This window comes from Hyalangium sp., from assembly GCF_035629615.1.
Classification (GTDB): domain Bacteria; phylum Myxococcota; class Myxococcia; order Myxococcales; family Myxococcaceae; genus Hyalangium.
This window is the reverse complement of record NZ_DASPHO010000114.1, coordinates 1-4,232: the sequence shown is the minus strand read 5'-3', so window position 1 is coordinate 4,232 and position 4,232 is coordinate 1. Positions and strand designations below refer to the sequence as shown.

The window sequence follows — 4,232 nt, the reverse complement described above, 5'->3', positions numbered from 1 at the left end:
GCCGAGCCGCCGTACAGCGACAGCGCGTAGCCAATCTGCAGATCACCCGCGCTGTGCACGGCGATGTAGCACCAGTTGCTCCCGGTGCAGAAGCAGTCCAGGGCATCGCGGATGCGGTAGTTCTGGCCGCCGATCGCCTGGCGCCCGTCCCAGTTGACGGCCTTCTTGTTCACGCCGGCCGCGGTGGAGCTGGGGCCCCAGTTGGAGAAGTCGGCATAGTTGCCGGCCTGCGTCCCACCGCCGTTCTTTCCGTGGATCCACAGCGTGTAGTTGGTGGCCTGCGCCTGGGATGAAGCCAGGAGAGTGACGGCGAGTGAAGTGGCCAGTGCCGCACGGACAGAGAGCTGCATGAAGACTCCGGGGGATAGGGGGAAACCCGCTCGCGAAGTGCGGGCCACTCCGGTTATCGGAAAATGAGAGAGAGAGTTGCCGTGCTGGCGTCAGCGCACTTCGATTCACCGCAGGCGGTGCTGTCCCATGGCAATGATCCAGTTCACCCGGAATGAAGCACGACGGGCGGCCCCCTTGCGAGAGCCGCCCGTCCTTCAACTCCCACCGTCCACCGAGGCTATGGCCTCGTGTAGTTGATGGTCAGGCTGTAGCTGGCAGTGCCCGAGCCCGCGCCGCGAACCATGATGTGCGCAGCACTCTGGCCCGCGGGCACCGTCAAGTCACACGTCTCGGACGCGCCCGAGAGGCTCGGGCGGCAGTCATAGACGCTCGTGGTGGGGGCCGAGCCGAACCGGACATACAGGTTAGGGTTCCTCGTGCCTGTCATGACCACCTTGAACTGGGTGCCGGGCACCACGCTGTACGGTCCGAAGCGGTCGTTCTCGTTCTTCGCCACGGTGCCGCTGGCCGTGTCCGTCACCGGCGTGCCACCGCCCCCACCGCCGCCGCCGTACGTGCCCTTGAGGCTCGCGCCCGAGTAGGAGGAGTAGGCGTTCAGCATCACGTACCACGTGCCCGCCTGCGGGTTGGTGAAGGAGCATGTCTCCGCGTTGCCGCTCGTGTACGGCCGGCAGTCATAGGCGCTGGCGCTCGGCACCGAGCCGAACCGCACGTAGAGATCCAAATCACCCGTGCCGCCGCTCGTCTGGAACGAGAGGCTGGACTGCCCGGCCGGCACCTCGAGCGTGTAGTACTTCTTGTTGCCCGTGCTGCCCGAGAGGCTGCTCACCGGCACGCCGTTGGTCAGCGGCGTCGTCACCGGCGGCGGAGGAGGCACGCCCACCGCCAGCCACGCGTCCGTCACCGCCTGCACGGTGGCCGCGTCGTAGCCCAGCGCCTGCGCCGCCTGCACCGTGTACGTCTTCGCCTGCTCGAAGGTGGTGCTCGCCGTGAACAGGTCCGTGTTCGCCTTGTAGAAGATGCGGCCGGCCTTCTCCGGGCCAATGGCCGTCACGTTGATGCTCGTCCTCCCGCGCGGGTGCGTGCCGCCCTTGGAGAGCATCGCGAACACCAGGTTGCTGATGCCCGAGCTGTAGTGCACGTCCTGCCCGGCGTAGTCCCCGTAGAAGTCCAGCGAGTCGCCGTCCAGCGCCGGGTCATCCATGTAGCGCAGGGCGTCCCCCGCCGTGCCCGGCGTCCAGATGTCCTCGCCAACCTTGAAGATGTCCGCGTCCACCGCCCAGCCGCGCGACCAGCTCTCGCACACCCCGGAGAAGATGTCCGAGTAGCTCTCGTTCAGGCCACCGGACTCGCCCGAGTAGATGAGGTCCGACTCGCTGTCCGTCACCGCGTGGCTCAGCTCGTGGACCGTCACGTCCAGGTCCTTGCCCAGCTCGATGGAGTCCACGCCGTTGCCGTCCCCGTACACCATCTGCGTGCCGTCCCAGTAGGCGTTCACGTAGTTGCTGCCGTAGTGCACGGTGCTGATCAGCGCGGCGCCCGCGTTGTCGTACGAGTCGCGGCCGAAGAGCGTGTGGTAGCAGTTGTACGTGACGCCCAGCTGGTCGTAGTTCATGTCGATGTGAGCATCGCCCACCGGGGCCTGGCCCTCGCTGCGCCTGAGCGTGCCCGGCGTGCTGGAGCCGTTGTTCGCCGAGTACACCCTGCGGTTGAGCGCGGAGTGGAGCTGCGGGTGGGTCGCCAGGACCATGCCACGCTGCGCATCCACGTAGATGAGATCATCCACGGGCGCGGTGGCGAGCGGGCCACTCTTCACCCGCACCTGCCAGGCCAGCCTCAGCTCCTCGCTGCCTTCAGGGCGCAGGTAGACCAGGGTCGGGACGCCCTCGGTCTTGGCACCGCTCGCGCTGGAGCCGAGCACGGCCGCCTGGCTCGCCGCCTCGGGAGCCACCTTCGCCTGGGCCGAGACGTTCCCGCCCCCGCGCGCCGAGCCGTTGGCCGCGTAGACGAGGCCCTCCGGATCCACGTGCATGACGAGCTCGGCGCCCACGACCTTGAGGCCGTTCAGCGTCTGCTGGAAGCGCAGGTGCTGGTGGCCCTGGCTGTCCACCGAGCCCTTCCGGAAGACCAGATCGTTGCTGTTGAGCCGGAACGCCGGGGCGATGTCGTTGAGCGCCACCCGGGCCGCCTCTCCATCGGCGCGCGCGCGCTGCGCCGAGAGCCGGGGCACCTCTCCCAGCCGGCCCTCGATGTAGTAGGGCACTCCTTCATCCGTGTTGGCCACCACCCGAGCCTGCTCGAACCGGGCCAGCGCGGAGCGGATGTCCACGTCCTTGGCCGGGAGCACCGGCGCTGCCTCTTCCTGCATGGAACCGCACGCCGCCAGGCTCGCACCGAGCCATGCCGCACAGACCGCCTTCAAGAGCCGATTGCTCATCATCACCTCAACGATGGAGAAGAAGATTTTATTGACACAGCTGTAAGTGGCGGATCAATTGGAAACTTGGAAATTGAGGTTTTTAGTTGGGGCTCCAGTGAGTCGAAGTCGGCGTATGTGCGGGTGCTTCCCGTCAGATCCTGGAGGGAGCAGAGGCCTCGCGCTCGCGGAGCGCACGCTGGCGCCTACCCTCCATTGGATGGAGAGGCCCGCCAGGTACACGCGGCGATCGAACCCTCGGCGGCGTCGAGCTTGTCGAAGGCCGCGACGAGGGCCGGGAGGAAGTCTCGCGCGTCCCAGCGAGGCAGCTGGCCGGTGAGGAGGAGCGCGTGCGCAGCGAGCAGGGTCCCGTCCCGCTCCTCGACGAGGCGGTTGACGAGCCGCGGGCTCTTGGAGGGCAGGCCCGTGCAACGGATGGCGAGCGGCAGCCTCGAGGACCTGAGGAGCCCGTCACTCGTGGAGGTGTCATCTCATGAACATCATCGCCGCCTGCCACGGGATGCCTGACTGCTCAGTCCCTGGGTGGAGTGCGCTGTGCTGCACGGAATTTCGCGCTCGCGTTGGAAGCATTGCTTGGGCGCGGACGTAAAATCCTGACGTCAATGAAACCCTCAATGGAGCACATTGCAGCAAGAGCCTTGGGGCGTATCGTTGAAGGCCTCCGCGCCAGGAGGGCTGGATCCCAGCGCGTGAGTCTCTCTGATGTGGAGGCCCCCTCAGTATGAAGATACGAAGACTGCTTCAAGCCACGTTGCTCGCGTCAATGCTGGTGACTGTGGCCGCTTGCGGCGGCTCGGATCCCGAGCCCCCGGAGCCGATTGATCCGACGCCGCTGCCCACGGATCCGAACGATCCGAACAACGCCACCAAGGACACGGACTGTGACGGCCTGAGTGACAAGGTCGAGTTCGAGACGGACCGCGGCGGTGGCCAGAAGACGAACCCTGGCCTGAAGGACACGGATCTGGACGGGCTGCCGGACGGGCTCGAGCTGGGCATCGACACGGTCGTGTCCGGGACCAGCTGCACCCTGCCCAAGGACGCGAGCGCCGTGCTGAAGACGGACCCGCTCAAGCCGGACAGCGACGGTGACGGCCTGAAGGACGGCATGGAGGATGTGAACACGAACGGCAAGGCGGATGACACCGAGACCCATCCGCTGCTCAAGGACACGGACTGCGATGGGCTGATCGATGGTCCGACTGCGGGGACCGCGAAGGGCGAGGACCAGAACTCCAACGGCGTGCTGGATGCGGGTGAGTCCGATCCGCGCAAGGCGGACAGCGATGGTGACGGCATCGTGGACGGGATCGAGCTGGGCGTCACCACCAACCCGGACACGACCAACTGCACCAGCTTCAAGCCGGACCAGGATCCCACCACGACTACGGATCCGAGCAACCCGGACTCCGACGGAGACGGGGTGAGCGACGGCGCCGAGGAC

1 protein-coding gene and 2 pseudogenes are annotated in these 4,232 nt (G+C 66.8%); 1 reads left to right on the top strand and 2 read right to left on the bottom strand.

All coding sequences use genetic code 11. The annotated features are described in order from the left end of the window. Both VD972_RS05435 and VD972_RS05430 read right to left on the bottom strand, forming a co-directional pair. A pseudogene (locus VD972_RS05435) lies at window positions 1–350 on the bottom strand (hypothetical protein); the annotation flags it as partial. 218 nt (window positions 351–568) lie between these two features. Then, entirely contained in the window at window positions 569–2,788 is a 2,220-nt protein-coding gene (locus tag VD972_RS05430) for a M4 family metallopeptidase (protein ID WP_324981785.1), read from the bottom strand. 721 nt (window positions 2,789–3,509) lie between these two features. Between VD972_RS05430 and VD972_RS05425 the strand changes: the two are divergent. After that, window positions 3,510–4,232: pseudogene (locus VD972_RS05425) on the top strand (thrombospondin); the annotation flags it as partial.

Bases quoted from the DNA above. Each gene is read 5' to 3' on its own strand.
- VD972_RS05430 (WP_324981785.1), bottom strand. From the start codon at position 2,788: ATGAGCAATCGGCTCTTGAAGGCGGTCTGTGCGGCATGGCTCGGTGCG.